Source organism: Luoshenia tenuis (assembly GCF_014384745.1).
GTDB lineage: Bacteria > Bacillota > Clostridia > Christensenellales.
In genome coordinates this window covers 180592-206857 of the sequence record NZ_JACRSO010000001.1, presented here as the reverse complement: position 1 = coordinate 206857, position 26266 = coordinate 180592, and the positions used below count along the sequence as shown (strand labels likewise).

Below are 26266 nucleotides of genomic sequence, written 5' to 3'. Positions count from 1 at the left end.
ATTATAATGTCAGATGTACTGACATGCAAGGGGGATAAAGAAATTAATGTCAATATTATTGACAAATAATGGGCGAGGTGCTATATTGATGTCAGAGATACTGACATATAAGCAGAACCTGCGAGGGAGGAATGAACGATGCTGGAGTTTGCGGAGATGTTGTTGGCCAATGCGCAGACGCAGTACCTGGTGGCTGTGCTGGGGCTGTACTTTATGATGCTGGCCGTGGCGCTGGGGTTGTATAAGTGCTTTGTGCGCCCGATGGTCAAAGATATCGCCCGGGTGGTGCGGGGCGTACAACGGGGGACGATCCGGCGCAAGGCCGCGGCTAAGTAGACTTTTTGCGTAAATAACATAGACCCTTCTTAGAATTGGATGGCGGACATGGGGCGTTCCCTTTAGGGAGCGCTCCATGTCCATTTTTTGCGCGCTTGGGGCGGGGAGTATGTTATACTAAAAACGTACAATATTGATAGCAAAGGCGGGGATTTTTTGTACAAGACCATTGGCATCCTGGCGCATGTGGACGCGGGAAAGACCACGCTGTCTGAGCAGATCCTCTACCACGCCAGGGCGATACGCGCACCAGGGCGGGTGGACCACCAGGATACATTGCTGGATTACCGCCCGACCGAGCGCCGGCGCGGCATCACCATATTTGGCGCGCAGGCCTCCTTTACCCTGGGGGGTACGCAATATGCCCTGGTGGATACCCCGGGACACGTGGATTTTGCAGCGGAGATGGAGCGCGCGCTCTGCGTTTTAGATGTGGCGGTGGTCGTGGTCAGCTGTGTGGAAGGGGTACAGGCCCATACGGAGACCATTTGCCAGATGCTGACGGAGCGCGGGATCCCCACCTTCTTTTTTCTGAATAAAGTGGATCGCGAGGGGGCGGATGCCGGGCGCACGCTGAAACAGATTCAAGAGCGGTGCGCGCCTGGCGCGCTGGACTTTACCGGCGGCTATACCCGGACGCTGATCGAGGAGCTGGCGCAGCTGGACGACGAGCTGCTGGAGCGCTATCTGGACGGCGGTTTTGACGAGGCGCTATGGCAGGCGCGCGCGGGCGTGCTGATCGCCGCGGGCCGGGTTTGCCCCTGCTACGCGGGCAGCGCACTGGGCGGTAGCGGCGTAGCCGCGTTTTTGCAGGGACTGGAGGGGCTGACCCACACCCGTTTTGACGCGGAGGGGCCGCTGCAGGCCCGGGCCTATCAGGTCCGCCACGATGAAAAGGGAAATCGACTGGTATTTTTAAAGATCCTGCGCGGCCGTCTCCAGGTTAAGGATGCGGTGGGGGAGGAGAAGATCGACGAGCTGTTCTTCTGTCAGGGAGAGCGGCGCATCCCATCCCGCGAGGCCGTGGCCGGGCAGCTATGCGCCGTCAAAGGCCTGTCGCAGATCCGGCCGGGGGATGGGATCGGCCTGCCCGCGCTGGAAGAAAGGGCGTTTCGCCCGGCTCTGGCGGCCAGGGTGATCTATGAGCGCCATCGTCTCCACGAGGTGTTGCGCGCCCTTAAGACCCTGGAGGATGAGGAACCCCTGCTGGCGGTGACCTGGCAGGAAACGTTGCAGGAGATGCGGGTGAACGTGATGGGTCCCATCCAGCTGGAGGTATTGGCCGAACAGCTGCAAAGCCGCTTTGGGCTTACGGTAACCTTTGGCCCCTGCGAGGTATTATATCTTGAAACGGTGGCGGCCCCTACCGTGGGGTGCGGGCATTTTGAACCCCTGCGCCATTACGCAGAGGTGCACCTGCGTCTGGAGCCGGGGGCGCGGGGCAGCGGCATCACCTTTAAAAGCGCCTGCCCGGTAGACCTGCTGGAGCAGAACTGGCAGAACCTGATCCGCACGCACGTGCTGGAAAAGCAGCACAAAGGGCCGCTTACCGGGGCGGGGCTGACGGACACCATCGTAACGCTGCTGGCGGGCCGGGCGCACGAAAAGCATACCGAGGGCGGGGACTTCCGCGAGGCTACCTACAGGGCTATCCGACAGGGGCTTTTTCACGCGGAGGTAACGCTTTTAGAGCCGGTGTACGCCTTTCGGATCGCGGTGCCCTCGCCCCTGGCCGGGCGGGTGATGGCGGACATCAGCCGGATGCAAGGCTGCTTTGACCCGCCGCAGGACGACGGAGAGAGCGCCCTGATCGCCGGTGAGGCGCCGGTGGCCAATATGATGGAATATGCGGCCGAGCTGGCGGCCTTTACCAAGGGGCGGGGGCGGATCAGCCAAAAGCTGGCGGGCTACCGGCCCTGTCACAATGCCGATGAGGTGATCGCCCGCAGCGGATATGAGCGGGACAGGGATGAAGCCAATACGGCCGATTCGGTCTTTTGCTCGCACGGCGCGGGCTACCGGGTGCGCTGGGATGAGGCGCCGGCGCACATGCACTGTAAATTATAAGAATCAAAAAATGGGGGGATCGCAATTGGGTAAGGTAAGGTTTGGCGTATGCCAGTGGTGCATACCGGCGCAGGGGGTGCAGGCCATCGCATTGGCCAGCGAATTGGGCTTTGCGGGCGTTGAGATGGATATGGGGATCGGAAAGCCCGGGTTGGAGCTGCGGGAAGAAGCGGTGCTTGACGCCTTTATCGCCGCGAAGGAAAAAACGGGCATGGCCTACCCGGCGCTGGCGCTCAACGGGATTGAGATGAACCGGCCCCAGGTCGAGGAGGAGACGCGGACGCTGATCCTCAGGGCGGCGCAGATCGCCCGGCAGCTGGGTGCGGATACGCTGCAAATGCCCTCCTTTGGCAGCGCGCAGATGGAGGACGAGGCCGATTTTGAGCAGAGCGTAAAGGCCCTGCGCTTTGCCTGCGACCAGGCGCCGGATCTGCAGATCGGCAGCGAAAACACCTTGGGCATCCAGGGCAACCAGCGGCTTTTGGAACAGGTGAACCGGGATAACTTTTTTATCTATTATGATGGAGCGAACATCGAGAACATCCGCCGGGAGGACGGCGCGGCGTTTTACACCCAGATGGCCGGCGCAATACGCCAGGCCCATGCCAAAGACCTGTACCTGGCCCAGCCCTGGCAAAAAGCGCGGCCCGCGGTACTGGGCCAGGGCGAATGCCGCGCGCAGGAGATATTGGAGACCATGCGCGCGCTGGATTTTTCAGGATGGATATTTGTAGAAAACGGGCATGAAGGGGAACGGCTGAAAAAGGATCTGCACGTTTTGAAGCGCTGTTTTGACTAGGCGGTCCGATATAGAAAAAGGCTGGGCAGAAGGATGCCCGGCCTTTTTTGTTGGACCGGATGACAAAATTGGACAAAATGTGCGCCCTTCTCACGGTTGACAAGGAAGGACAATATGCCTATAATTAGATAAACTAACTAATTAATTGGACGCGAAAGGGGGATCGACGCATGTTGGACGTTTACTCACAACAGCTTAACGACCTGCTGGTAGATTCCTATCGCGCCCTGCAAAAGGTCGAAGAGAAGATGGTCAAGGGGACCCAGAGCATCGACCTTTCCATCAGCGAGATGCACATGCTGGAGATCACGGGCAAATACGGCGAGGAAGGCTGCACCATCAGCGACCTGGCACAGGAGCTGCAGATCACCCTGCCGTCGGTGACGGTGGCCATTAAAAAGCTGGAACGCAAGGGATACGTGCAAAAGATCAAAAGCGAGCAGGATGCCCGGCGGGTTCACGTGGTGCCCACCCGCGCCGGCCGCAGGATGAACGCGGTGCACCGCTATTTTCACGAGCAGATGGTGCGCGCCTTTATCCGCGAGATCAGCGAGGAGGAAAAGCCCGCGCTGCTCAAGGCCATGCAGAACCTGAACGCCTTTTTGGAAAAGAACATGGATCGGATGGATGGCGCCGCGAATAAGGGCCAAGGCGATTAAAGGAGATGGAGAAGTGTTAAGAATAACCGGAACCGGCAGCGCGCTGCCCGAAACGATCGTAGACAACGAGGCGTTGACCGGGTTTTTGGATACCAGCGACGAATGGATCCGTACCCGCACCGGCATTTTACAGCGCCACGTAACGGGGGATGAAACCCTGGAGGAGCTGGCCATTGCCTCGGCGCGCAGGGCGATCGACAACGCGGGCATCTCGCCCGAGCAGATCGATATGATCCTGTGCTCCAGCGCCCTGCATACCTATTTGACGCCGGGTTTAAGCTGCATCGTGCAGGGGGCGATAGGTGCGCCCTCCTGTCCGTGTATGGATCTAAACGCCGCGTGCGCCGGTTTTTTATACGCCCTGGACGTGGCACAGGCCTATTTTATGGCGGGCAAGGCGGAGACCATCCTCATCGTGTGCGCGGAGGAGACCAGTTGCATGGTGGATTGGACCGACCGGGCCACTTGCGTGCTGTTTGGCGATGGGGCTGGCAGCGTGATCGTCCAAAAGGGCGGACAGATGGGCCCGGTCAAGATGAGTACCCGCTGCGCGCCGGAGTTTTTGCAGGCGCGCCTGGCGCCGGGCAACAGCCCCTATAAAAAGAATAAGCTGGAACCCATGCCGCTGTATATGAACGGGCAGGAGGTCTATAAATTTGCGGTCTCCTCCTCTACGGCGGACCTGCGGGATGTGATGGCCAAAGCGGAGCTTACGGCGGATGACGTGCGCTACTTTTTACTGCACCAGGCCAATATGCGGATATTAGAGGCGGTACGCACGCGGCTTAAGCAGCCGCCCGAGAAGTTCCCCCACTGTATCGAGCGCTGTGGGAACACCTCTTCGGCAAGCATCCCCATTATCTTAGATGAACTGAACCGGGCGGGTAAGATCAACGATGGCGATTGGCTGGCCATGAGCGCCTTTGGCGCGGGATTGACCAACGCGGCATGCATGCTGCGCTGGGGCTAAGCCTTCGTAAATAAATTAAAAAACATTTGGAGGAAAAGAAAATGACTTTTGAAAAAGTGGCACAGATTCTGGCGGATTATAAGGGCATCGACGTTTCCGAGGTAAAGGGTGAGAGCACGTTTGCCGAGCTGGGGCTGGACAGCCTGGATACGGTAGAGCTGATCATGTCCATTGAGGATACCTTTGGCGTATCCATCGAGATGGATGAGAACCTCAAGTGCGTCAACGATATCGTGGCGCTGATCGACGCGGGGAAATAAGCGATGATCAAAACGCCGATTTGTGAATTGTTCGGCATCGAGTATCCGATCTTTCAGGGCGGCATGGCCTGGGTATCGGATGCATCGCTGGCGGGTGCGGTATCCGCAGGCGGGGGCCTGGGCATCATCTCGGCTATGAATATGCCGGGCGAGGCGCTGCGCAGCGAGATACGCACCTGCCGGGCGCATACGGATAAGCCCTTTGGCGTGAACATTATGCTGATGAGCCCCAGCGCCCCGGAGCAGGCCCAGGTGGTGCTGGAGGAAAAGGTGCCGGTCGTTACCACTGGGGCGGGGCTGCCCTCCAAGTTTATTAAAGGATGGGTGGCCGCGGGCATCAAAGTGGTGCCGGTGGTGCCCTCAACCGCCATTGCGCGGATGGTAGAGCGCATGGGGGCCTGCGCTGTGATCGCCGAGGGCGGCGAATCCGGCGGGCATGTGGGCGATTTGACCACCATGGCGCTGCTGCCCCAGGTTTGCGATGCGGTGCAGGTGCCTGTATTGGGCGCCGGCGGCATTGCCGATGGGCGGGGGATCGCCGCGGCCTTTATGCTGGGCGCCCAGGGCGTACAGTGCGGCACGCGCTTTCTCTCGGCATTCGAGTGCACGATCCATGAGAATTATAAAAAGAAGGTGCTGGAGGCCCGAGATATCGACACCATCGCCACGGGCAAGCGATTGGGGCATCCGGTGCGCTCGCTCAAAAATCCCTTTAGCCGCAAGTTCTTTGAGATGGAGTACGACGCGGGCGTGACCAATGAGGAGCTAGAGCAGTACGGCACCGGCGCGCTGCGCCTGGCCGCCCGGGAGGGGGACGAGGAGCGCGGATGCTTTATGGCCGGGCAGATTGCGGCCATGGTGAAGAAAGAACAGCCTGCCGCCGAGATCATTAGCGAAATGTTCGGCCAGGCAGAGCAGATTTTGTTGGGAGCGACAAAATGGGTAAAATAGCCTTTGTGTTTGCCGGCCAGGGCGCACAGTATACGGGGATGGGTCAGTCCCTGTACGCATGCAGCCCTGCGGCTAAAGAAGTATTTGACCGGGCGGAGGCGATCCGCCCCGGCACCATCCGTCAGTGTTTTGAGGGCGATAAAGAGACGTTGGGGCAGACCATCAATACCCAGCCTTGTCTGTTTACGGTGGATTACGCCTGCGCAGCAGCGGCAAAAGAGGCCGGCATCTCGCCGCAGGGGGCGGCCGGTTTTTCGCTGGGCGAGGTGGCGGCCGTGGCGTATTGCGGCGTATTGGATTTTGAGGCCGCATTTCGTTTGGTCTGCCGCCGGGCGGAGCTGATGGACGATTGCGCCAAGCAGAATCCCGGCGCTATGGCGGCGATCCTGCGGCTGACCCCGGAACAGGTGACCGACGCCTGTGAGGGGTTTGATGCGGTTTTCCCCGTCAACTATAACAGCCCCCAGCAGACCGTAGTTTCGGGCAGCGCGCAGCAGCTGGACGCCTATATTGAAAAGGTGACTGCGCTGGGCGGCAGGGCGATGAAGCTACCGGTCAGCGGCGGGTTCCATTCGCCCTTTATGGCGCAGGCCGCTAAGGGCCTTGCCAGCTATATGGCCGGGCTTGAAATGGCCGAGCCGGCCCTGCCGCTTTACGCCAATTACGATGCGGCGCCCTACTGCGCCGTCAGGGCGAAGGAACTGCTGGCCCTGCAGGTGCAAAGCCCGGTGCGTTGGCAAAAAACAGTAGAAAATATGATGGCTGAGGGGTTTGATACCTTTGTGGAGGTGGGCGCGGGCAAAACGCTTTGCGGCCTGATCCGCAAGATCGCCCCGCAGGCACAGGTATATCAGGTGGAAAACGAGCAGACCCTGCTGGCCGCAGGGCAGGCCCTGGCAGGAGGAGAGAGATGTTAAAGGGTAAAGTAGCGCTGGTTACCGGCGCCTCTCGCGGAATCGGCCGCGCCATCGCGCTGGAGCTGGCGCGCAGCGGCGCGGATATCGCCGTGATCTATGCGGGCAATGCGCAGGCGGCGGCAGCCACGGTAGCGGATATCGCCGCCCTGGGCGTGCGGGCCAAAGCCTACGCCTGTGACGTGGCGGACTTTGACGCCGTGGCCGAAACGGTGAAGGCGGTAACGGCGGATCTGGGGCCGGTTTACGTATTGGTGAACAATGCGGGCATCACCCGGGATAAGTTGACGCTGCAGATGAAGCAGGAGGACTTTGAGAAAGTGATCGACGTCAACCTCAAGGGCGCCTTCAACTTTATCCGCCACACGTACTCGGGCTTTGTGCGCAGCCGGGCCGGGCGCATCATTAACATCACCTCGGTATCGGGGCTGATGGGCAATGCGGGCCAGGCCAATTATGCTGCAGCCAAGGCCGGCCTGATCGGGCTGACCAAGAGCGTGGCGCGGGAGCTGGCCGCACGCGGGGTGACCTGTAACGCGGTGGCGCCGGGCTTTGTGCAAACGGATATGACCGACCAGATGCCCGCATCCGCACGGGAGGCGCTGCTGGGGGCCATCCCCATGAAGCGGGGCGGGGTTCCGGAGGATATCGCCAACGCCGTGGCCTTTTTGGCCTCGGACGCGACGGGCTACATCACCGGCACGGTATTGCAGGTGGATGGCGGCCTGAACATGTAAGGAGGGATAAGATGAAAAGGGTAGCGATTACCGGCCTTGGGGTGATTACCCCAGTCGGCAACGATGTAAATACTTTTTGGGAAAACCTGACCGCGGGCGTCTGCGGCATCGGGGCCATCACCAAATTCCCGACGGACGATCTGAAGGTGAAGATCGCCGCCGAGGTCAAGGACTTTGACCCTGCGGCCTTTGGAATGGATGTGCCCACGGCCAGGAAGCTGGATCTTTATACCCAGTATGCGCTGGCTGCGGCCAAACAGGCCGTAGAGGACAGCGGGATCGCGGAATCCGGCTTGGCGCCGGAGCGTTTTGGCGTATATGTGGGCAGCGGCATCGGCGGTATGGGTACCTTTGTAAACGAGACCCAGAAGCTGATGCAAAGGGGCCCCTCCCGGGTATCGCCCTTTTTCATCCCCATGATGATCGGCAATATCGCCGCGGGCAATATCGCCATTCAGTACGGCGCGCAGGGCCCCTGCCTGCCGGTGGTCACGGCCTGCGCTACCTCTACCCACGCGGTAGGCGAGGCCTACCGGGCTATCGCTGGCGGCTATGCGGATGCGATCATCGCCGGCGGCTCGGAGGCCACCATCAATCCCCTGGCTGTGGCGGGCTTTACCAACTGCATGGCCCTGGCCGTGGAGGAGGATCCTCAAAAGGCCAGCCTGCCCTTTGACAAGCGCCGCAAGGGCTTTGCGATGGGGGAGGGCGCTGGCATCCTGATCCTGGAGGAGATGGAGCGCGCACGCGCGCGCGGCGCGAAGATCTATGGCGAGATCTGCGGATACGCCAACACCTGCGACGCTTACCATGTGACCGCGCCGCATCCCGAGGGACTGTGCGCTTCCCGCGCCATCGCCATGGCGGCCAGTGAAGCGGGTATTCGGGATGAGGATACGGTGTATATCAACGCCCACGGCACCGGCACGCCTATGAACGATTCTTCCGAGACCCTGGCCATTAAAAAGGCGTTGGGCGAGGATATGGCGCGCCGGGCGATGATCAGCTCCACCAAGTCCATGACGGGGCATATGCTGGGCGCGGCCGGTGCGGTGGAAGCTGCGGCCTCTACCCTGGCGCTGCACAGGGGCGTGATCCCGCCCACCATTAACCTTGAAGAGCCAGACCCGGCCTGCGATCTGGATTACGTGCCGGGCAGCGCCCGTAAAGCGCAGGCCACGCTGGCCCTATCCGTCTCGCTGGGCTTTGGCGGGCATAACGGCTGTATCGCGATACGGCCGGCTGATGCAGAGGTGAAATAATGGATATCGCAAAAATCAAGGAATTGGCGCAGCTGCTTAACGACGCGGGCTTAAGCGCCCTGGAGCTTAAAGAGGGGGACGCTACGCTGCGGCTGGAATCGGCCAAGTTTACGCCGGCGCAACCGGCGCCAGCCCCTGTGATGCAGGCCGTGCCCGCGGCGGAACCCCAGCCGGCAGCGTCCGCACCCGCGGCACCTGTACCAGATGGCGGAGTGGATTTTAACGCGTTAAGCGAGTTTAAATCCCCCATGGTGGGCGTGTTTTACGCCGCGCCCGGCCCGGATCAGGCCCCGTTCGTAGAGGTGGGCAAGCGGGTTAAAAAAGGCGATGTGCTGTGCATCATCGAGGCGATGAAGTTGATGAACGAGATCACCGCTGAGCAGGACGGGGAGATCGTGGATATCTGCGTATCCGATGGCGACGTGGTGGAGTACGGCCAGACGCTGTTTAAGATTTTTTAAGGAGGCGCAAGGGCGATGGACAGAGAGCAGATCAAAGAGATTTTGCCGCACCGGGAGCCAATGCTGCTCATCGACCGGGCGTGGCTGGATGAGGACGGCGTGGCGCATGCCCTTTATCACGTGCGGGGAGATGAGTTTTTCCTCCAGGGGCATTTTCCGGGCAACCCGGTGGTGCCGGGCGTGATCCAGTGTGAGATCATGGCGCAGGCCTGCGCGATTTTGTTGGGCGAGCAGCTAAAGGGCAAAACCCCTTTTTACACCGGCATCGACAAGGTGCGCTTTAAAGCGCAGGTGCGCCCGGGGGACGATATTGAGGTTACGGCCGAAGTTTTGCGCGCAAAGGGGCCGTTTTACTTTACCAAATGTACAGCCAGCGTGCGCGGCGCGCTATGCGCCCAGGGGGAACTTTCCTTTGCATTGGTAGAAGGGAGATAAAGGCGCCCATGTTTTCTAAAATCTTGATTGCCAACCGCGGCGAGATCGCGGTGCGCATCATCCGCGCCTGTAAGGAGATGGGGATCACTACCGTGGCGGTGTTTTCCGAAGCGGACCGGGATGCGCTGCACGTGAGCCTGGCTGACGAGAGTTACTGCATCGGCCCGGCCCAGGTAGGGCAAAGCTACCTGAATATGGAGGCGATCCTTTCCGCGGCGGTGGTCTCCGGGGCGGAGGCGATCCATCCGGGCTATGGGCTGCTCAGCGAAAACGCGCGCTTTGCCACGTTGTGCCAGCAGTGCAATATTACCTTTATCGGCCCCACGGGCGAAATGATCGAGAAGATGGGCGATAAGGACGAGGCGCGCCGCACCATGAAGCAGGCAGGCGTGCCGGTGGTGCCGGGCAGCGACATCGTAGAATCGGTGGATGAGGCGCTGCGTCTAGGGGCGCAGATCGGCTATCCGCTGCTGGTCAAGGCACGCTCGGGCGGCGGCGGACGGGGCATCCGCCGGGTAGACAGCGAGGCGGAGATAGAGCGCGCCTTTTTAGCGGCCACCGCCGAGGCGCAAAGCGCCTTTGGGGACGGAGCCGTCTATATGGAAAAGTTCCTTTTCCCCGTCAAACATATCGAGGTGCAGCTGCTTTGCGATGCGCACGGGCAGGTAGTCTGCCTGGGCGAGCGGGAGTGCTCTATGCAGCGCAAAAACCAGAAACTGCTGGAGGAGAGCCCGTCTGTGGCCGTTAGCCCAAAAATGCGGGAGGAAATGATGGCGGCCAGCGCCAAGGCGGCTAAGGCCATCGGCTACCGGGGGCTTGGCACCATCGAATTTCTGCTTTCGCAGGACGGGCACTTTTATTTCATGGAGATGAATACCCGCTTACAGGTGGAGCATCCGGTCACCGAGATGGTGACGGGGATCGACCTGGTCAAGTGGCAGATCCGCGTAGCGGCCGGGCTGGAGCTGGATTTTACCCAGAAGGATGTGACCTTGAACGGCCACGCCATCGAGTGCCGCATCAACGCGGAGGACCCGTACCACGATTTCAGGCCCAGCTGCGGGCAGATCACCATGCTGCACATCCCGGGCGGGCCCTGGGTGCGCTTTGATACGGCGCTGTATCAGGGGTACACGATCCCGCCGTTTTACGATTCCATGGTGGGTAAACTCATCGTCCACGCCCCCACGCGGGAGGAGGCCATCCGCAAAATGCAGGCGGCTCTTTGCGAAGTGGTGGTGGAAGGGATCGAAAACAACCGTGAGTTGCAGCTGGACCTGATCTCGGATGAAAGGTTTGGCGACGGCAGCTATACCACGGATTTTCTTGCGGAAAGGGGGTAGCGCCGTTTTAGCCTAAAATGGTGCGGAGATAATGCTGAAAAAGAGCATGTTTATCAAACCCAAGATTCAATTAGAGGGCCAGAGCGGCGATAGCGTGCAGGTTAAAGATAAGCCCACGCTGCCAGAGGAGGTCTGCACGGCCTGCCCGGGCTGCAAGGCGATGCTCTTTATCCACGATTTGGAAGAGGAGATGGGCGTTTGCCCCAAGTGCGGCTATCACTTCCGCCTGGGCGCGCGTTCGCGCATCGCTCTGATCGCGGACGAGGGCAGCTTTTGCGAGCACGATGGGGAGATGGCCCCGGACAATATCATCGGTTTTGAGCAATATGAAAAAAAGCTGCACAAGGCCCAGAAGGCCAGCGGAGAAAAGGACGCGGCGCTGACGGGGGTCTGCCACATCGAAGGTATACCCTGCGCCATCTTTGCGATGGATCCGCAGTTTATGATGGGCAGCATGGGCACGGTGGTGGGCGAAAAGATCACCCGCCTTTTTGAGTTTGCCACCCGGGAGCGCTTGCCGGTGGTGGGCTTTACCGTATCTGGCGGCGCCAGGATGCAGGAGGGCATTTTCTCTCTGATGCAGATGGCAAAGACCAGCGGCGCGGTGGAGCGCCATAGCGCGGCGGGCAATTTTTACCTGACGGTGCTGACGGACCCGACCACCGGCGGGGTGACCGCCAGCTTTGCCATGGAGGGGGATATCATCCTCTCCGAGCCCAAGGCGCTGATCGGCTTTGCAGGGCCGCGCGTGATCGAACAGACCATGCGCCAAAAGCTGCCGGAGGGCTTCCAGCGGGCGGAGTTTTTGCTGGAAAAGGGATTTGTGGATAAGATCGTAGACCGGCGAGAGGAGAAAAAGCTGATCGCCGCCCTGCTGCGGCTCCACTGCAAGGAGGTGGGCGCATGACGGCGTATGAACGGCTTTCCGCCGCGCGGGCCAAAGGGCGGCCCACGGCCCAGCAATATATTGCCCACATTTTTACCGATTTTATCGAGCTGCATGGGGACCGGGTCTTTGCGGACGATGCGGCGGTGATCGGCGGCATCGCGTCTCTTTGCGGCCGGCCGGTGACGGTGATCGGCCTGGAAAAGGGGATCGATACCAAGGAAAAGGTGCGCCGCAACTTTGGGGCGGCCCAGCCGGAAGGATATAGAAAGGCCCTGCGGCTGATGAAGCAGGCGGAAAAATTCGGCCGGCCGGTGGTCTGCCTGGTGGACACGGCAGGGGCATATTGCGGCCTGGGTGCGGAGGAGCGCGGCCAGGGGCGGGCTATCGCGCTGAACCTGATGGAGATGATGGCGCTTAAAGTGCCGGTGATCTCAATTTTGATCGGCGAGGGCGGCAGCGGAGGCGCATTGGCCCTGGCCGTGGCGGATCAGGTTTGGATGCTGGAAAACGCGGTATATTCGGTGATCTCGCCCGAGGGTGCGGCCAGCATCATCTGGAAGGACGCCTCCAAGGTCGAAAAGGCCTGCGATAACCTGAAGATCACGGCGGACGAACTGAAAGCCTTTGGCGTGGTAGAGCGGGTGTTCCGCGAGCCGGAAGGGGATTTTACCCCGCTATATGAAGAACTGCGCCAGGCGCTGGACGCCAGCTTTCAAGAAACTTTAGGGTGGCCGGTAGAAAAGCTGTTAGATCGCCGGTATGACCGGTTCCGTAAATTTGGGGGTGTAAGCGAATGATCGTAATCGTAACCGATTCCACGGCGGGCATGACGCATCAGGAGGCCAGGGAACTGGGGGCCATGGTTGTGCCGATGACTTACACCGTGGCGGGCAACCTCCATACGGAAACCTATTTAAACGCGGATGTGAGCTATATTGATGAGATCGCCGCCACGCAGGATCTGCGCACCTCGCAGGCCGCCATTGGCGAGTACCTAGCCACCTTTACCCACCTGCGGCGCAAGGGATACGAGGTGCTATGCCTGGCCATCTCCTCTCGGTTGAGCGGTACGTTCAGCAATGCGACGTTCTGCGCCAAAGAGCTGGGGAAAGAGGGCATACGAGTGGTGGACACCCGTACTACGGCGGGAGGATTGCTGCTGATGGTACGCGCAGCGCGGCGTCTGATCGACGCGGGCCTTTCCCTCGAAGAAACGGCCCGAAAGATCGAAGCCATGCGGGATGCGGTCAATATTCGCTTCTCCGTTGGAGATATGACGCCGCTGCGCCGCAGTGGACGGTTGGGGCCGGTGCGTCAATCGGTGGGTACGATCCTCAACATCCGCCCCATCCTCACCTGCCGCAAGGGCAGCGTAGTGGCCTGCGGAATGGTACGCGGCCGTAACGAGCAGCTGCGTACCCTGGTGAACACGGTCCCCGAGGGCGCCCATGAGGTATTGGTAGAATATATAAAGGACAAAGAAGGCGCACAAAATATGGCCCAGCGGCTGGAACAGCGTTTGAAGCGCACCGTTGAGCTGCGCAGGGTGGGCCCGGTGCTGGGCATCCACCTGGGGCTGGACGCGATCGGTGTGATCTGGCGCGAAGACGAAAAGCCTACGATTTAAACAAAAAAAGGGGCGTGCGGCATGATCTTGGTGCCGCGGCATAGTGAATAGGGGGGCGCTTTACACAGCGCCCTCCTATTTTTTACATAATCTTTAGAAGTTTGCCCTGCCGGGGTGTGGTAAGATAAGAGCATGATCTATACAAATATGGCACAAGGCGAGTTTATTAGCCGCCCCAATCGCTTTATCGCCCAAGTAGATTTGGCGGGCGAACGGATGGATGTACATGTGAAAAATACCGGCCGGTGCGCCGAACTGCTTACGCCGGGGGCGCGGGTCTGGCTGCAGCGCAGCGGCAACCACAAGCGCAAGACAGGGTACGACCTGATCGCCGTGGAAAAGGACGGACAGGTGGTCAATATCGACAGCGCTGCGCCCAATGCCGCGTTTGGAGAGTGGGCGGCGCAAAGCGGGCTGTTTGGTTATAAACCGACCCTATACCCGGAGCGCCGCTTTGGCGCCTCGCGGTTCGATTTTTATATCGAACAGGGCGGAGTGGGCAGCTTTGTCGAGGTAAAGGGGGTCACGCTGCTGCGCGAGGGCGTAGCTCTTTTCCCGGATGCGCCTACCGAGCGGGGCGTGCGGCATCTCCATGAATTGGTGGCCGCGGCGGCCCAGGGGTATGGCGCATATCTGTTTTTTATCATCCAGTTAAGGGGCGCGCGGTATTTAAGCCCCAACTGGGAAACGCACCCGGCCTTTGGCGAGGCGATGCGAAAGGCGCGGGAAGGCGGGGTACACCTGCAAGCGAGAGAATGCATCGTCACGCCCGAGAGCATGGCCATCGGGCGCGAGGTGGAGATACGGCTTTAAAAGTAAAACGTTAGGAGCGGGATATGTTAAAGGTTGAAGGGGTTACTAAGCGGTACGGCAAAACGCTGGCGAACGACGATATCAGCTTTTCGGTGGAGGATGGGCAGATCGCAGTGCTGATGGGGCCCAACGGCGCGGGGAAATCTACCATAATCAAATGTATCGTGGGCTTGCTGCGCTTTCAGGGCAAGATCACGCTGAACGGTTACGATAATAAATCGGTTGAAGCTAAGGCGCAGATCGGCTATATCCCGGAGATGCCGGCGGTGTACGATCTTTTAACGGTGCAAGAGCATATGCAGTTTATCCTGCGGGCTTACCGGAAGATGGATAACTTGGACTATGCGCAGGCGCTGCTTGAGCGCCTGGAACTGTGGGATAAAAAAGATAAGCTGGGCAAGCAGCTTTCCAAGGGGATGCAGCAGAAGCTCTCCATCGCTTGCGCGCTGGCCCACAGCCCGCGGGTGGTGATCTTTGACGAGCCGCTGGTGGGGCTGGACCCTCACGCCATCAAGGAGTTAAAGGCGATTTTTCAGGAGCTGCGGCAAGGCGGCGCATCGGTGTTGATCAGCACGCATATGATCGACAGCGTGGAAGATAGCTGGGACGTGGCGCATATTATGATGCAGGGCCGCTTTGCCGCAACCATGGCCAACTGGCCCTCAGAAATGAATGAAAAGACGCTGGAACAGCTGTTTTTTGAGATCACCGAGGGGCGGGAGGAAGGGCGATGAAGGCGCTTTTTTACCTGCTGGGAACGCGGATCAAAAACCAGTTCAAACTTTTGCTGCACAGCCCCGGCCGGTTGATCGGCGTGGGGGCGATGCTGGCCCTGCTAATTTTTATGATGACGGGGGCCGCAACTGGCGAGGCGGCGGAAGAATACCGGGATGTGAGCGAAGTATACGCCATGGCTGCGGCGCTTTACGCCGTGATCTTCGTTATGAACGCGCGCAACGGATTTAATAAAGGGGCCAGCCTGTTTTCCATGGCGGATGTGAACCTGGTCTTTGTGTCGCCCATCAAGCCCAAGCGGGCGCTGCTTTATGGACTGATCCAACAGCTGGGCACCGCGCTGCTGCTGGGCTTCTTCCTGCTTTTCCAATACGGGTGGCTGTATAACAGTTATGGTATCCCGGTGGGCGCGCTGGTAGTAATTTTGCTGGGGTATGCATTTACGGTATTTTGCGCGCAGCTGGTCAGCATGGCGCTTTACACCCTCACGGCCGGCAACCCCAGGCGCAAGCGGCAGGTCAAAGCTGTGTTTTACGGCGTCATAGGGGCTTTTGCCCTGTATCTATTCATCAGGCTGTATGCCGGCAGGGCAGACCTGCTTGGCGCGGGCGTGTCGGCGCTCAACGGGCCGGTGCTCTCCGCTTTTCCGGTGGCGGGCTGGCTGGCCGCTGCCGTACGGGGCGCACTGACAGGGCAGCTTATGCCTCTGCTTGTGGGCGCTGGCGCTACGGTGCTGCTGGTAGGCGGCATTATCTTATATATCGAAAAAGCGCGCGCGGATTTCTATGAGGATGTGCTTCAGGCCACAGAACTCGCCTTCAGCGCCGCACAGGCCAGCAAGGAAGGCCGCATCGGCGAAGCCGCGCCCGGCGCGGTGCACGTGGGCAAAAGCGGAATCAGCCGGGGGATGGGGGCCAGCGTTTTTTACGAAAAGCACAAGATCGAAAACCGCAGGGCCAGAAAATTTATAGTGGATTCCGCCTCGCTGACCTTTATACTGGTCACGGTAGCCATGGCGGTATTTATGCGGGAAGCCGGAATATTAGCTGTATTCGCCTTTGGGACCTATATGCAGATGTTCTCGGTCTCGCTGGGGCGCTGGGTCAAAGAGCTGACGCGCCCGTTTATCTACCTGGTGCCCGAACCGCCCTTTAAAAAGCTGCTTTACTGTATCAAGGAAAGCGTGCCGCGCATGGTAGCAGAAGCAGTGGTAATCTTTATCCCGGTGGGGCTGATCTTGGGGACGGGCCCGATAGAAGTTTTGTTTTGCATCCTGGCGCGGCTGTCCTTTGGGCTGCTGTTTACCGCGGGGAATATTCTGGTGGAGCGCTGCTTAAGCGGGCTGACTCTAAAGCCGCTGATCTTGATGGCCTATTTTCTATCTTTGCTTGTGCTGTCCGCTCCGGGGATTATCGCCGGCCTGCTTTTGAATATGGCTGTAGCGGGGGCCCTGGGGGACCTGCCCATTTTACTGGGGATGGCTGCCGTCAACACGCTGGTGGGGCTGCTGGTCATTTTCCTTTGCCGCAATATGCTGACCTATGCGGAGCTGAACAACCGCTAGCCTATGCCCGCGTAAGATTTGACAGCCTGGCGCGCCATCTATTATACTTATATTTCAATGTCGAATAATGACGCACGCACCAGGGCATATGGGCGGTGTGATGAAAGGAATGGTTTTTAGCTTTGGGTACAATTGCGTTGGTAACCGATTCGGCCTGCGATGTTTCCCCGCAGCTGCAAGAGCGTTATCATTTAGATATCATGAGCTTTTCGATCACGGTGGATGGAAAAAGCTACGTTGAAAGGGAAGATTTTACGGCGGATGAATATTACGCCATGCTGCGCGAGGCCCAGGGGTTGCCGGCCACGGCGCACATTACCCCTTTCCGCTTTCTGGAAAAATTTATGGCGTATGACGACCAGGGGACAGAGGACCTGATCCTGGTCACCATCTGCTCTAAAGGCTCCGCCACGAATGATGCGGCGCAGGTGGCGCGCACCCAATTTGCCGAGGAACGGCCCCAGAGCAAGATGCGCATCCATATCGTGGATAGCTATACGTATTCAATGGCCTATGGCGAGGTGCTCTGCCAGGCGGGACAGATGGTGATAGACGGCGAAGCGGCCGAAACGATTCTTGAATTTCTGGAGGATGCTTTTGCAAGGCGCGAGGTCGTGCTGGCGGCTTATTCGCTTAAATTCATCAAACAGTCCGGGCGGGTCTCGGCGGCGGCGGCCATCGCGGGCGAGGTACTGGGCGTGCGGCCGATCATCACCCTGATCGACGGGGAAAGCAAGGTGGTTTCCAAGGTACGGGGCATTGGCAAGGTGCTGCCCGCCACCATGGAGATCGTCAAAAAGCGGATCGAGCCGGGCACAAGCTATATGGTGGGTATCACCGATATGCTGGACGAACAGGAGACCCGCGAAATCTGCACCAACGTGATGGGCTATCCGCCCAAGGGCTTTTTCAAACTGGGCAGCGCCGTCAGCACCAATACCGGCCCGGATGCGGTGGGCATCGTATTTTCCGGCCAGAAGCGGGCACGCTGATTTTCGACAAAAATGGATGATAAGCCGCATGCGACCTGTAAGGGTTTTGCGTGCGGCTTGTGTTATAATAAGGCAATAGGTTGTAAAATACGGACTGGCCAAACGGCGTTTGAAAAGGGAAGCCCGCGGCCAAAGTGGAATGGAGGCCGGCGGCGTTGCAGGTGATGCTGAGAGATTGGATGTTGGAGGATGCGCCGCAGCTGATGCGCTTGGCGGATAACCCCAAAGTCGGGCGGTACCTGCGGGACTTTTTCCCCTCGCCTTACCGCCTGGAGGATGCGAACCACTATATCGCCCTTTGCCTGGCGCACCGGGACGCGGGGCAGCTGAACTACGCCATTGAGGTAGACGGGCTTTTGGCCGGCAGCATCTCGGTACTGGGGCAGAGCGATATCCACCGCAAAAGCGCGGAGATCGGCTACTGGCTGGGCGAGCCGTTTTGGGGCCGGGGCGTGATGCCCCGGGCGGTGGAGCGGATCTGCCAGGAGGCGTTTGCGCGTTTAGACGTGGTACGAATCTATGCCGAGGTGTTTGCCCCCAACAAGGCATCGGCCCGGGTGCTTGAAAAGAGCGGATTTTATCTGGAGGCTGTGCTGAAAAACAGCCTTTGCAAGGGTGAAAGGCTGTATGACGGCCTGATTTACGCGCGCATGCGGGAAGGAGCAAAGGGATGAACGACTATCGGATCCTGGTGGTGGAGGACGAGCTGACCATCGCCGCGCTGCTTTGCGAGGGCCTCTCAAAATGGGGATTTGATGCGCAGTACACCACGGATTTTGAGCACGTGCTGGCTACCGTGGCCCGGGAAAATCCCCACCTGGTACTGCTGGATATCTCCCTGCCCTTTTATAACGGTTATTACTGGTGCGGGGAGATCCGCAAGGTCTCCAAGGTGCCCATCGTTTTTATCTCCTCGCGTACGGAAAATATGGATATCGTGCTGGCGATGAATATGGGCGGGGATGATTTTATCACCAAACCCTTTGAACTGGAAATCGTGGTGGCTAAGGTGCAGGCCGTCCTGCGCCGGGCTTACGATTATCAGCCCGAGAGCTCGCATATCGCCTTTTGCGGCGCGGTGCTGAACCTGGGGGAGGCGGCGGTGTATTATGGGGGCGAAAAGATCGAACTGACCCGAAACGAATTTAAGATTCTCCAAACGCTGCTGGAGCATAAGGGCGGCGTGGTCGCCCGGGAGGAGCTGATGCAAAAACTGTGGGACAGCGATAGCTTTGTAGATGACAACACCCTGACGGTGAACGTCAACCGCCTGCGCAAAAAGCTGGAGGCTGCGGGCCTGGCCGACTGCATCGAAACCAAAAAGGGATTGGGGTACCGGATCGATGATTAAGCAATACCTGATCTACAGGCGGGCGCTGATCCTGCTCTATCTGGCGGTGATGATTCTCTTCCCGGGGGTGCAGGCGATCTGCCGGGTCACGCTTTCCCCGGTGCTGAGCGTGATGCAGATCATCACCTTTTTCATGGTCATTTTTTGGATAGGAGATTTTTTGCGCTTTCGCGGGCGTCACCGGCAACTCGAACAGATCGCGCGCCAGCTTTCTGTGCAACCGTACGAGTTTCCGCAGCCCCGCAACCTTTGCGAGGCGGACGATTTCATGGTGATCCAGGGATTGTACGATAAGCTGCGGGACAGCCTCCAGGCCGTGGATGAACACCATGCCGAGCAGGAGGAGATCTACACCCTTTGGGTACATCAGATCAAAACGCCTATCGCGGCGCTGCAACTGTTGGAGCAAAGCGACCTGCCCTTTGACGATAAGGCGCGGGGGCTGCTGCGCCAGGAGCTTTTTAAAATCGAGCAATATGTGGAGATGGCGCTGCAATACATTAAGATGGAGGACCTCTCCACCGACCTTGTGGTGCGGGAGTATTCTTTGCAGGAGATCGTGCGCGCCAGCGTGAAAAAGTACGCGCCGCTGTTTATCTATAAAAAACTTACTATCGAGATCGAGGACTTCGATACGGTGGTGTTGACCGATAGCAAATGGCTCTCCTTTATCATCGAGCAGCTGCTCTCTAACGCCATCAAGTATACCTATGCCGGGGGCGTATCGATCAGCTGCAAAAAGAAGATGAATGGCCGCCCGGCCGAGCTGCACATCCGGGATACCGGCATCGGCATCAAGCGCGAGGACCTGCAGCGCGTATTTGAAAAGGGCTATACCGGCTACAACGGGCGGGTGGATAAAAAGGCCAGCGGCATCGGGCTGTATCTGGCGCGCAAAGTGGCCCGGGAGATGGCCCACGAGGTCTATCTGGATTCGGCCGTGGGGGAGGGGACGCTGGCGGTGGTGCGCTTTCCCCTGCACGATAAGGCTGATTATGAGTAAATGACACCCCTTTGGGGCTAAGTGACAGGATTGTAAGGTTGACGGCGGAAATGTAAGCTAGAGAAATGGCAGCGCATTTCCGCCGTTTTGTATAATGGGTGTACCAAGGAGAGAAAAGAGGAATGCACATGGAGCTTTTAGAAGTCAAAAACCTTAAAAAAGTATATAATACGCGCTTTGGTGCCCAGCAGTACACGGCGCTTTCCTCCGTCAGCTTTGCCATCGAGCGGGGGGAGTACGTGGCCATCATGGGCGCGTCCGGCTCGGGCAAGACCACGCTGCTCAACATCATCGCCTCGCTGGATAAGCCTACCAGCGGAGACGTGCTGCTGGAGGGGAAGAACCTGCGCCAGATCAAGGACCGGGAGCTTTCCGCCTTCCGCCGCAAGAATTTGGGTTTTGTCTTTCAGGATTTTAACCTGCTGGATACCTTTTCCATCAAGGATAATATCCTTTTGCCGCTGGTGCTGAGCAATGTGCCCTATAAAGAGATGGAAAAGCGACTCGAGCCCATTGCCAAGAGCCTGGGCTTAAGCCAGCTGCTGCCCAAGTACCCCTATGAGGTATCGGGCGGCGAAAAGCAGCGCGCCGCCGTGGCCCGCGCGGTGATCACCCAGCCCAAACTGGTGTTGGCGGACGAACCTACCGGCGCGCTGGACTCCAAATCCTCCCAGCGGCTGCTGGACATTTTTGAGCAGCTGCACGATGGGGGGCAGACGATCCTGATGGTCACCCACTCGTCCATGGCGGCCAGCCACGCTTCCCGGGTGCTGTTTATCAAGGATGGCGAGGTGTTCAGCCAGCTGTACCGCGGCGAGGAGAGCAACCGGGAGTTTTTTGACAAGATCGTGGCCAACCTGTCGGTACTCTCGGATGGGGGTGTGGACATTGGCTAAAGGCTTTTTCGCGAAGATGGCCTGGAGCAACTTAAAGCGCAACCGCTCGTCCTATATGCCGTATTTGATCGCCACGGTGATCACGGTGGCCATCTACTTTATCATCGTCACCATGATGGATACACCAGGGCTGCGCAACGTGCCAGGCGGGCCTACCTTGCAGACCATGTTTATGATCGGGGAGACCGTGCTGGTCGTCTTTTGCGTGATCTTTATGGTCTACCTGAACAGCTTTTTGATCAAGCGGCGCAAAAAAGAATTTGGGCTTTACGCTATCCTGGGCCTTGAAAAGCGCCACGTGGGCAGGATGATGCTCTGGGAGAGCCTGATGCTCAATGGCGGGGCGATCGTCATCGGCACGGTGGCGGGGCTGATCTTCGGCAAGCTGATCTTTATGATGCTGATGGGGCTGCTGAACGTCTCGCCGGACAGCGAGTTCATCGTTCCGGCCGAGGCCTTTATCAAGACCGGGGCGCTGTTTTTGGTCATCTTTGTCTTTACATCGCTCTATAACCTGTTCAAGGTGCGCCTGGCCAACCCTATCGACCTTTTGACCGGCGAACAGCAGGGCGAAAAGCGTTTCCGCACGGCGATCCCGCTGGCAATCATCGGGGCGGCGCTGCTTGGTTGGGCGTACTACACGGCCCTTTCGGTGCGCAACGCCTCGGATGCGTTTATCGGCTTTATGTTCGCGGTGATCGCCGTGATCCTGGCCACGTACATGCTCTTTACCGCGGGCAGCTACCTGCTGCTGCGCATCCTGCGGCGCAATAAGCGGCTTTACTATAAGCCCAACAACTTTGTAGCCATCTCCGGAATGATGCACCGCATGCGGCAAAATGCCGCCGGGCTGGCCTCTATCTGCATCCTTTCGACCATGGTGCTGGTCACCATCACCACCAGCGTATCCCTTTACGCTGGGCAGGAGCAGATGCTAAAGGTGCTCTATCCTAACGACCTGACCCTGTCCATGAATGAGGAGGTCTATGCCCAGCGCATCGATACGCTCAAAGAGCAGATTCGGGAAACGGCCGCGCAAAACGGCGTGACCATCGAGAGCATGTATGCCACGCATACCCTGAATATGACGCGCCGGCTGGAAGGGGATCAACTGACCCAGCCGGGAACCATTGATTATACCGACCCCAGCCGGATGGATGTGGCCTTTCTCACCGCCGGGCAGTATAACGAGCTGACGGGCGACCAGCTGGAGCTTGAGGCGCAGGAAACGGTCGTGATCACCAATGCGCCGCTTGGCGGCGTGCAGAGCCTGACGATTAACGGCCATACGCTGCAGATCGCTCAGGCGGTATGCGATTCGCCTCTGGTGGACGGCAAAAACAGCGAGGAGAAAAACGCCCTGTATCTGGTGGTGCGCGATTGGGAAACAGCCCAGGAGATCAGCGGGTATAAAGAGGATAACGATGATTCGCCCTCCTGGGAGAATTGTACTATGGTCGTCAATTACACGGGCGAGCAGGATCAAATGAACGCCTTTGCCGCAGCGGTAGATGGCCTGCGCAAGTTGGATGGCGATGTGATCTACCACGTAAACGACATCAACACCAACCGTTTGGACATCTACGGCGTATCCGGCGGGCTGCTGTTTATCGGCGCGTTTTTTACGATCCTGTTCCTGATGGCCACGGTGCTGATCATCTACTTCAAGCAGATATCCGAGGGCTTTGAGGATAAGGCGCGCTTTGAGATTCTCCAAAAGGTCGGCATGGATGACAGGGCGGTAAAGCGGTCGATCAACAAACAGATCCTGCTGGTCTTCTTCCTGCCGCTGGTGGGTGCGCTTCTGCACACCGGCATGGCGGCGAATATGATCATCAAGATGCTGGAGATGTTCTCGCTCTACGATGTAGGTTTGACGCTGGGCTGCATGGGGATTGCCTGCGTGGCGTTCTCGCTGGTCTACGTGCTGGTCTATCAGCTTACGGCAAAGGTCTATTACCGCACGGTCAAATGGTAAACGTTACTTAAGTCCTCTCTCAAGAGGCTCTTCCACGGCAAAAAGGCACGGCATACGCCGCCCTTTAAGCGATGGAAGGGCCTCTTTTTATGGTATACTAAGCCTATCAGATGAAAATGGAGGGGAGAGCAGATGGCGCATTTACAGGGGCAGCTGGTATGCGATATGGTAGCCTATGAAGGGGCGGATCACGGCAGGGTCAATCACTTTTTAAAGGTGTATGCCTATGCGCGCACCATCGCCCTGCAGGAGGGCCTGGATTGCCAGCAGCAGGAGATATTGGAGCTTGCGGCGATCCTGCACGATGTGGGTATTAAGGTCAGCGAGGAAAAGTACGGCAGCGGCGCGGGGAAATACCAAGAGATCGAGGGGCCGCCTATCGCGCGTGAAATGCTGCAAAAGCGCGGCGCGCCCCTGGATTGGATCGAGCGGATAAGCTATCTGGTGGGACATCACCATACCTATCACGATGTGCAGGGGATGGATTACCAGATTTTGCTGGAGGCTGACTTTTTGGTCAATATCGAGGAGGGCGGCATGCCGTTAAACGATAAGATGCGCAGCCTTTTTAAAACGCAGGCGGGCAAAGCGCTGCTGCGCGACCTGTTTGGCGGATGATGGGGAGCAAATTGATGGACGGTGTATATGCGGTGGCGCTGCCCCAGGCGGCCGCGCAGCTGATCGGCGTGTTGAACGCGGCGGGCCATGCGGCCTACGCGGTGGGAGGCTGTGTGCGCGATAGCTTGCTCGGGCGCACGCCTAAGGACTGGGATATCTGCACCGACGCGCTGCCCGAACAGGTGATGGCGGCGTTCCAGGCGTACAGGGTCCTGCCCACGGGCCTCAAACATGGTACGGTGACGGTATTTGCAGAAGGGGAAGGTTATGAGATCACCACCTTCCGCAAAGAGGCGGGCTATAGCGACCATCGCCATCCGGATGCGGTGGCGTTTGTATCCGCCCTGCGAGAAGATCTGGCGCGGCGAGATTTTACCATGAACGCCATGGCGTACCACCCGCAAGAGGGCTTAAAGGATTATTTCGGCGGGGTGGCGGATCTCCGGTGCGGAACGATTCGCTGCGTGGGCCAACCGGCCTGGCGCTTTGAGGAAGATGCGCTGCGCATGATGCGGGCGCTGCGCTTTGCCGCGGTCTACGGGTTTACCATCGAGGCGGAGACCGCCCGGGCGATACACGCCTGCCGCCGCCTGCTCTCTTGCGTAGCGCCGGAGCGACTGCGCGCGGAGCTGGACGCCCTGTTGTGCGGCGCGGCTGTGGAAAAAGTGCTGCTGGCCTTTCCGGATGTGATCTTTACGCTGATACCCGAACTGGCGATGGCGCAGGGCTTTAACCAGCACAACCGTTACCATGCTTATGATGTTTGGACGCATACCGTCAAAAGCGTAGCGGCCGCGCCGCAGGATATAACCTTACGGCTGACGATGCTGCTGCACGATGTAGGCAAGCCGCTGTGTTTTACACGGGACGCATCCGGCGTGGGGCATTTTTACGGGCACCCTGCCGCTGGGGCGCAGCTGGCGCGGGGGATATTCGCGCGCCTGCGCTATGATAGGGCTACGGCTATGCAGGTAGAGCGCTTGGTAGAGCAGCATTGCCGCGAGCTTCCGCCGCGGGATAAACCCATGCGCCGGGCGCTGAACCGGCTAGGTGAGGTGGGGGTGCGGCAGCTGCTGGCCGTAAAACGGGCGGATATCAAGGCGCAGGCCCCCGCCGTTACAGAAGAAAGGCTATTGACTCTTTGCCAGGTGGAGCGCTGCCTGGATGAGGTGCTGGCACAGGGGGCCTGCTTTACCCTAAAGGATCTGGCGGTGAGCGGGAAAGACCTGTTGGAGCTGGGCATGCAGCCCGGCCCCGACGTGGGCAAAACCCTTAAGGCGCTGCTGGAGGATGTGCTGGACGGCCGGCTGGAAAATGAATATGAAGCGCTGCTGGAAACCGTGAAAAAGGCGACCGAATGACGGCCGCCTTTTTTAAAAGGAATTTTAAAATGCTGTCGTTATTGGAAGACGCTTATTTGCCCTCATCGGAAGCCGGCAATGTTGGCACAGGCACCTTAGCGACCTTTTTTAACAGGTTTGAAACAGGTATTTCAACATACCGATGGAAAAGGTAGATCACAATAAACGTAACGGGAATGCCGAGCAGCAGCGCTAGACTGACATGTCCCAAGATGCCATACAGGGTTAGAATGATCAAACTGCCCGCCGGCATGTGCAGTAGATAAGTGGCAAAGCTGATACGATCAAAAGCACGCACAAAACGATTAACTCTGAATTTACTTTCGCAAAGCAAGCATATCACAAAAATGGCAGCGGCAAAAAGCAGACTGATGATATAGGGCTGCTCGGCATACATGGGAAGGTTGAAACTGAAAAAATACTGGACGATAAGCAGATAAAGCACGACCAAAAGCCCCAGCCCCTTAGGGATGCTGATGGTTTTTTGATAAGTAAAAGCAATCGTCATCCCTACTAACGGGAACATGAGCCAGGGAATAAAGCTGTACAGATAGCCCAATTCGGGAATTGTCTGCAGGTTCAGAATTTTGGAAACGGCGAAAAATACTACGAGAAAAGCCTCATACACAACCATCGAAAGGAAAGGTTTCTTTTGCATAAGTTTCAGCAGTGGGATCGCTAAAATCCAAAACAGCATAAGCGGATACAGAAACCAGGTTGCTCCGTTGATAACATCGGGTAGCCCTAAAAAATAGTTGATAAAGAAAGCGTTCGTCACCCATTGCATGGCGTTAAATTGGCTCCAATAGGTAGGAGCTCCCGTAAGCAGTCCAACGATCAAATGCAAAAGGTAAAAAACGGCGGTCGCTAGTGCCAGCAAAAGAATCGTCCGCACGATCTTTTTTACCAATATGCCTGAAATAGAGGTGCGGTAAACTTGCGCTGCAAATAAAAAGCCGCTGATGATAAAAAATAGGCTGACGCCTAGCGCGCCGAAATCCTGTATGAGAAACAAAGGGCGATTGAAAAAGTGCTGCACGGCGTGAACTGGCAACCATTGCGGAAATCGAAAGGCGATAAAGTGATCGTAAACGATCAACAGGGTGGCGAATACCCGCAAAAAGCGGATACATTCGAAATTTCGGGAACTGCCGGAAGTGCCCATATAATACCTCATTTCGTCTTAATAATCGATAAATAGCGGATTTGCACTGCTATGATAGCATAACCGAACAAACATAGCAA

At 58.2% G+C, this 26266-nt stretch carries 28 protein-coding genes; 27 read left to right on the top strand and 1 reads right to left on the bottom strand.

The window, feature by feature from the left end; genetic code table 11:
• Positions 1-138: 138 nt before the first annotated feature.
• From H8699_RS01000 to H8699_RS00870, 27 genes are all read left to right on the top strand, one after another.
• The gene (locus H8699_RS01000; protein ID WP_138295445.1) at positions 139-336 is read left to right on the top strand and encodes a hypothetical protein; all 198 of its coding nucleotides are present in this window, start codon (positions 139-141) and stop codon (positions 334-336) included.
• A gap of 156 nt (positions 337-492) precedes the next feature.
• Positions 493-2403: an elongation factor G gene (locus H8699_RS00995; RefSeq protein WP_249284078.1), complete on the top strand. Its 1911-nt coding sequence runs from the start codon at positions 493-495 to the stop codon at positions 2401-2403.
• A gap of 25 nt (positions 2404-2428) precedes the next feature.
• On the top strand, positions 2429-3202 hold the full coding sequence (locus tag H8699_RS00990; RefSeq protein ID WP_249284077.1) for a sugar phosphate isomerase/epimerase family protein: 774 nt from the start codon (positions 2429-2431) through the stop codon (positions 3200-3202).
• Between the two features lie 170 nt (positions 3203-3372).
• Positions 3373-3861, top strand: a complete 489-nt coding sequence (locus H8699_RS00985; RefSeq protein ID WP_249284076.1) for a MarR family winged helix-turn-helix transcriptional regulator — start codon at positions 3373-3375, stop codon at positions 3859-3861.
• Positions 3862-3874: 13 nt separating this feature from the next.
• Positions 3875-4831, top strand: coding sequence for a beta-ketoacyl-ACP synthase III (locus tag H8699_RS00980; protein WP_249284075.1), 957 nt, complete (start codon positions 3875-3877; stop codon positions 4829-4831).
• A gap of 41 nt (positions 4832-4872) precedes the next feature.
• Complete coding sequence (locus tag H8699_RS00975) at positions 4873-5091, top strand: acyl carrier protein (RefSeq protein ID WP_249284074.1); 219 nt, start codon at positions 4873-4875, stop codon at positions 5089-5091.
• A gap of 3 nt (positions 5092-5094) precedes the next feature.
• Entirely contained in the window at positions 5095-6042 is a 948-nt protein-coding gene (locus H8699_RS00970) for a nitronate monooxygenase (RefSeq protein WP_249284073.1), read from the top strand.
• A complete protein-coding gene (fabD, locus tag H8699_RS00965) occupies positions 6030-6959 on the top strand; it encodes an ACP S-malonyltransferase (RefSeq protein WP_249284072.1) in 930 nt (309 codons plus the stop codon). Before H8699_RS00970 ends, fabD begins: the two co-directional genes overlap by 13 nt.
• Positions 6953-7693 (top strand): 3-oxoacyl-[acyl-carrier-protein] reductase, encoded by a 741-nt coding sequence (gene fabG, locus H8699_RS00960; RefSeq protein ID WP_249284071.1) that lies wholly within the window; start codon positions 6953-6955, stop codon positions 7691-7693. Before fabD ends, fabG begins: the two co-directional genes overlap by 7 nt.
• 11 nt (positions 7694-7704) lie before the next feature.
• Entirely contained in the window at positions 7705-8955 is a 1251-nt protein-coding gene (fabF, locus tag H8699_RS00955; protein ID WP_249284070.1) for a beta-ketoacyl-ACP synthase II, read from the top strand.
• Positions 8955-9416 carry an acetyl-CoA carboxylase biotin carboxyl carrier protein gene (gene accB / locus H8699_RS00950; RefSeq protein ID WP_249284069.1) on the top strand — a complete coding sequence of 154 codons (462 nt, stop codon included), beginning with the start codon at positions 8955-8957 and terminating at the stop codon, positions 9414-9416. Before fabF ends, accB begins: the two co-directional genes overlap by 1 nt.
• Positions 9417-9431: 15 nt before the next feature.
• Positions 9432-9851, top strand: coding sequence for a 3-hydroxyacyl-ACP dehydratase FabZ (fabZ, locus tag H8699_RS00945; RefSeq protein WP_249284068.1), 420 nt, complete (start codon positions 9432-9434; stop codon positions 9849-9851).
• An 8-nt stretch (positions 9852-9859) separates the two neighbouring features.
• Positions 9860-11194 carry an acetyl-CoA carboxylase biotin carboxylase subunit gene (gene accC, locus H8699_RS00940; RefSeq protein ID WP_249284067.1) on the top strand — a complete coding sequence of 445 codons (1335 nt, stop codon included), beginning with the start codon at positions 9860-9862 and terminating at the stop codon, positions 11192-11194.
• Positions 11195-11225: 31 nt separating this feature from the next.
• Positions 11226-12101, top strand: a complete 876-nt coding sequence (gene accD / locus H8699_RS00935) for an acetyl-CoA carboxylase, carboxyltransferase subunit beta (protein ID WP_249284066.1) — start codon at positions 11226-11228, stop codon at positions 12099-12101.
• Positions 12080-12880, top strand: coding sequence for an acetyl-CoA carboxylase carboxyltransferase subunit alpha (locus H8699_RS00930; protein ID WP_407943991.1), 801 nt, complete (start codon positions 12080-12082; stop codon positions 12878-12880). The genes accD and H8699_RS00930 overlap by 22 nt, the downstream gene beginning before the upstream one ends.
• Positions 12877-13710, top strand: coding sequence for a DegV family protein (locus H8699_RS00925; protein ID WP_249284064.1), 834 nt, complete (start codon positions 12877-12879; stop codon positions 13708-13710). Before H8699_RS00930 ends, H8699_RS00925 begins: the two co-directional genes overlap by 4 nt.
• A gap of 132 nt (positions 13711-13842) precedes the next feature.
• Positions 13843-14523: a DNA/RNA nuclease SfsA gene (gene sfsA / locus H8699_RS00920; protein WP_249284063.1), complete on the top strand. Its 681-nt coding sequence runs from the start codon at positions 13843-13845 to the stop codon at positions 14521-14523.
• A 23-nt stretch (positions 14524-14546) separates the two neighbouring features.
• On the top strand, positions 14547-15257 hold the full coding sequence (locus H8699_RS00915; protein WP_249284062.1) for an ABC transporter ATP-binding protein: 711 nt from the start codon (positions 14547-14549) through the stop codon (positions 15255-15257).
• Positions 15254-16822, top strand: coding sequence for a putative ABC exporter domain-containing protein (locus H8699_RS00910; protein ID WP_249284061.1), 1569 nt, complete (start codon positions 15254-15256; stop codon positions 16820-16822). Before H8699_RS00915 ends, H8699_RS00910 begins: the two co-directional genes overlap by 4 nt.
• A 122-nt stretch (positions 16823-16944) precedes the next feature.
• On the top strand, positions 16945-17814 hold the full coding sequence (locus H8699_RS00905) for a DegV family protein (RefSeq protein WP_249284060.1): 870 nt from the start codon (positions 16945-16947) through the stop codon (positions 17812-17814).
• A gap of 164 nt (positions 17815-17978) precedes the next feature.
• A complete protein-coding gene (locus H8699_RS00900; protein WP_249284710.1) occupies positions 17979-18488 on the top strand; it encodes a GNAT family N-acetyltransferase in 510 nt (169 codons plus the stop codon).
• Complete coding sequence (locus tag H8699_RS00895) at positions 18485-19165, top strand: response regulator transcription factor (protein ID WP_249284059.1); 681 nt, start codon at positions 18485-18487, stop codon at positions 19163-19165. The genes H8699_RS00900 and H8699_RS00895 overlap by 4 nt, the downstream gene beginning before the upstream one ends.
• Positions 19158-20168 (top strand): sensor histidine kinase, encoded by a 1011-nt coding sequence (locus tag H8699_RS00890; protein ID WP_249284058.1) that lies wholly within the window; start codon positions 19158-19160, stop codon positions 20166-20168. The genes H8699_RS00895 and H8699_RS00890 overlap by 8 nt, the downstream gene beginning before the upstream one ends.
• Before the next feature lie 128 nt (positions 20169-20296).
• On the top strand, positions 20297-21064 hold the full coding sequence (locus H8699_RS00885; RefSeq protein ID WP_138295467.1) for an ABC transporter ATP-binding protein: 768 nt from the start codon (positions 20297-20299) through the stop codon (positions 21062-21064).
• Positions 21057-23042, top strand: a complete 1986-nt coding sequence (locus H8699_RS00880; RefSeq protein WP_249284057.1) for an FtsX-like permease family protein — start codon at positions 21057-21059, stop codon at positions 23040-23042. Before H8699_RS00885 ends, H8699_RS00880 begins: the two co-directional genes overlap by 8 nt.
• A 132-nt stretch (positions 23043-23174) precedes the next feature.
• Positions 23175-23660: an HD domain-containing protein gene (locus H8699_RS00875; protein ID WP_249284056.1), complete on the top strand. Its 486-nt coding sequence runs from the start codon at positions 23175-23177 to the stop codon at positions 23658-23660.
• A gap of 14 nt (positions 23661-23674) precedes the next feature.
• Positions 23675-25021 (top strand): CCA tRNA nucleotidyltransferase, encoded by a 1347-nt coding sequence (locus tag H8699_RS00870; RefSeq protein WP_249284055.1) that lies wholly within the window; start codon positions 23675-23677, stop codon positions 25019-25021.
• A gap of 52 nt (positions 25022-25073) precedes the next feature.
• Here the strand turns inward: H8699_RS00870 and H8699_RS00865 are convergent, their stop codons facing one another.
• Positions 25074-26186 carry an acyltransferase family protein gene (locus H8699_RS00865; RefSeq protein ID WP_249284054.1) on the bottom strand — a complete coding sequence of 371 codons (1113 nt, stop codon included), beginning with the start codon at positions 26184-26186 and terminating at the stop codon, positions 25074-25076.
• Positions 26187-26266 lie beyond the last annotated feature (80 nt).

Excerpts from the sequence above, each read along its gene's own strand:
- H8699_RS01000 (WP_138295445.1), top strand. The coding sequence starts at position 139 with ATGCTGGAGTTTGCGGAGATGTTGTTGGCCAATGCGCAGACGCAGTAC.
- H8699_RS00985 (WP_249284076.1), top strand. The coding sequence starts at position 3,373 with ATGTTGGACGTTTACTCACAACAGCTTAACGACCTGCTGGTAGATTCC.
- H8699_RS00975 (WP_249284074.1), top strand. The coding sequence starts at position 4,873 with ATGACTTTTGAAAAAGTGGCACAGATTCTGGCGGATTATAAGGGCATC.
- H8699_RS00970 (WP_249284073.1), top strand. The coding sequence starts at position 5,095 with ATGATCAAAACGCCGATTTGTGAATTGTTCGGCATCGAGTATCCGATC.
- fabD (WP_249284072.1), top strand. The coding sequence starts at position 6,030 with ATGGGTAAAATAGCCTTTGTGTTTGCCGGCCAGGGCGCACAGTATACG.
- fabG (WP_249284071.1), top strand. The coding sequence starts at position 6,953 with ATGTTAAAGGGTAAAGTAGCGCTGGTTACCGGCGCCTCTCGCGGAATC.
- fabF (WP_249284070.1), top strand. The coding sequence starts at position 7,705 with ATGAAAAGGGTAGCGATTACCGGCCTTGGGGTGATTACCCCAGTCGGC.
- accB (WP_249284069.1), top strand. The coding sequence starts at position 8,955 with ATGGATATCGCAAAAATCAAGGAATTGGCGCAGCTGCTTAACGACGCG.
- fabZ (WP_249284068.1), top strand. The coding sequence starts at position 9,432 with ATGGACAGAGAGCAGATCAAAGAGATTTTGCCGCACCGGGAGCCAATG.
- accC (WP_249284067.1), top strand. The coding sequence starts at position 9,860 with ATGTTTTCTAAAATCTTGATTGCCAACCGCGGCGAGATCGCGGTGCGC.
- accD (WP_249284066.1), top strand. The coding sequence starts at position 11,226 with ATGCTGAAAAAGAGCATGTTTATCAAACCCAAGATTCAATTAGAGGGC.
- H8699_RS00925 (WP_249284064.1), top strand. The coding sequence starts at position 12,877 with ATGATCGTAATCGTAACCGATTCCACGGCGGGCATGACGCATCAGGAG.
- sfsA (WP_249284063.1), top strand. The coding sequence starts at position 13,843 with ATGATCTATACAAATATGGCACAAGGCGAGTTTATTAGCCGCCCCAAT.
- H8699_RS00915 (WP_249284062.1), top strand. The coding sequence starts at position 14,547 with ATGTTAAAGGTTGAAGGGGTTACTAAGCGGTACGGCAAAACGCTGGCG.
- H8699_RS00910 (WP_249284061.1), top strand. The coding sequence starts at position 15,254 with ATGAAGGCGCTTTTTTACCTGCTGGGAACGCGGATCAAAAACCAGTTC.
- H8699_RS00900 (WP_249284710.1), top strand. The coding sequence starts at position 17,979 with ATGCTGAGAGATTGGATGTTGGAGGATGCGCCGCAGCTGATGCGCTTG.
- H8699_RS00895 (WP_249284059.1), top strand. The coding sequence starts at position 18,485 with ATGAACGACTATCGGATCCTGGTGGTGGAGGACGAGCTGACCATCGCC.
- H8699_RS00890 (WP_249284058.1), top strand. The coding sequence starts at position 19,158 with ATGATTAAGCAATACCTGATCTACAGGCGGGCGCTGATCCTGCTCTAT.
- H8699_RS00885 (WP_138295467.1), top strand. The coding sequence starts at position 20,297 with ATGGAGCTTTTAGAAGTCAAAAACCTTAAAAAAGTATATAATACGCGC.
- H8699_RS00875 (WP_249284056.1), top strand. The coding sequence starts at position 23,175 with ATGGCGCATTTACAGGGGCAGCTGGTATGCGATATGGTAGCCTATGAA.
- H8699_RS00870 (WP_249284055.1), top strand. The coding sequence starts at position 23,675 with ATGGACGGTGTATATGCGGTGGCGCTGCCCCAGGCGGCCGCGCAGCTG.
- H8699_RS00865 (WP_249284054.1), bottom strand. The coding sequence starts at position 26,186 with ATGGGCACTTCCGGCAGTTCCCGAAATTTCGAATGTATCCGCTTTTTG.